We start from the raw sequence: 1731 nt of genomic DNA, 5'->3' as shown, positions 1-1731 counted from the left end.
TTTAGCTGAAACGCGCAAAGCGGCAGAGTCTGTTATCAATGCATTTAAGTCCTTGCGTGCGAACCTTTTGGTTCAAGAGTTTGTAAAAGAAGCCGAGGGAAAGGATCTTCGCTGTTTTGTGATTGATGGCAAGGTCGTTGCGTCGATTCAGCGAACGGCCGCGCCGGGCGAATTTAGAGCAAATATTCATCAGGGTGGTACGGCTTCGATTGTTAAAATTACCCCTGAAGAGCGCAAGTTAGCAGTAACAGCAGCCAAGGTACTCGGTTTACACATTGCTGGTGTGGATATCATTCGTTCTAAAAATGGTCCTCTATTGCTCGAAGTAAATTCCTCTCCGGGTTTAGAAGGTATAGAGACTGCAACAGGCAAGGACATAGCAGGAATGATGATCGCTTCGATCGAGCGTGCGCTGCGCTGGAAGCGAGAGCTAGCGAGCCCTGTTGAGTAAACACAAACGCAATAAAAAGGAGTACACCATGCCAAAACAAAAGGCCATTGGATTAATTAGTGATTTGCACGAGCGCTTCGCGGATGACGCGGTGAGCGAAGAGCAGGCTCAGCTTTTGAGAGATGTGCAACAGCACGTCCATGATCTAGGCGAAAGTGAGGCTCCAGAGCCCGATTTTGTTGATGCGCTGGAGGTCTTGGTAACAGATCTTGAGGTGGAGCATCCAACCGCCTCAGGAATACTGCGTAATCTGGTTGAAACCTTGAAAAACATGGGGGTGTAGGGCGTCATTAATGTTCTTGACGCTCTACTCGAATAGAAGAGCGAGAATACTGTTTCGTATGCGCGCCTTTGCGTTCTTTCGGTCTCTAAACGCGCGTCACCAGAGTCGCTGCGCCACGTATCTTCGGGTAGTGACACATGATGGAATCTTCCGATCAAGTTCGGCGGGTGACTATTTTCGTTATGGATTTACATTTTTTTGTTTAATTGTGACTAGGCGTGTTTTAAGCGTTGACTTTAAGCTAGCCTGGTTCTGAAAGGGAAGGCTTTGGCTAGCTCGAGCTAGCTAGAGCACAGAGAGAAAGTCTGCATGGCTTTGGGACTGTTTCGCGCCACACCTCGCTTGTCCAAGCCCAGCGCCCAAACCTACAAGGTTTCTTCTTTACCTAAGCTCTATATTTTAATTGTCGCTAAGTGCATTTTTTCGCCTACTTGCTTTCGCTCCGGATCTGGGAGAATGTCGAGAGAGGGCCAAAGTCCGCTCTCTAATGCTTCTGCATAACCTGGGCAGAGCTGATGCGTTTGCATCGCTGACACGGTGTCGCTCACTGTATAGCGAAGGCGATGCCATGCCACTTCGATGTGACTTGCCGACTTAGATAATGTCATATACCACGTGCTTGCTTCACCATCATTTGCTGGCATGCCAATGACGCCCGCGTTCAGCCAGTAGTGATTAGCATCAAGTTGCTGGCCAAAAGGGATTCCGCAATGTCCACCTATCATGACATTGGCGTGCGCGGTCTCTAACTGCTTTTGTTTCTCTTTGGTGCTGCTAGACGCGAAAATAAACTGGTTCTGTTGTTCAAGTCCACCATGAATGACATGCATTGCTGTGTGGTTATAGGAAAAACTAATCGACGTTGGTAAGGTCGCCATCCAGTTTTTTGACTCTTTGTTCACTGCTTTACGAGCAAACGCAAACCATTGTTTCGAAGCGATATCGCAAACACTCTCTTCATCGAATCCGCAACCGCAGTCTTCCTTGTCGTTCGCTA

General features: G+C 48.1%; 3 protein-coding genes. 2 read left to right on the top strand and 1 reads right to left on the bottom strand.

Annotation, left to right across the window (positions count from 1 at the left end; genetic code table 11):
* On the top strand, window positions 1–451 hold a 451-nt coding region (locus A3751_RS13535; protein WP_156492453.1), incomplete at its 5' end, for a RimK family alpha-L-glutamate ligase.
* Between the two features lie 28 nt (window positions 452–479).
* On the top strand, window positions 480–734 hold the full coding sequence (locus tag A3751_RS13530; protein WP_068456958.1) for a DUF4404 family protein: 255 nt from the start codon (window positions 480–482) through the stop codon (window positions 732–734).
* 392 nt (window positions 735–1126) lie between these two features.
* Here the strand turns inward: A3751_RS13530 and A3751_RS22885 are convergent.
* On the bottom strand, window positions 1127–1731 hold a 605-nt coding region (locus tag A3751_RS22885), incomplete at its 5' end, for a diadenosine tetraphosphatase (RefSeq protein WP_068456955.1).

The organism is Oleiphilus sp. HI0080 (assembly GCF_001635135.1).
The sequence above is the reverse complement of the archived record's forward strand: the minus strand, read 5'-3'. Positions and strand labels throughout refer to the sequence as shown.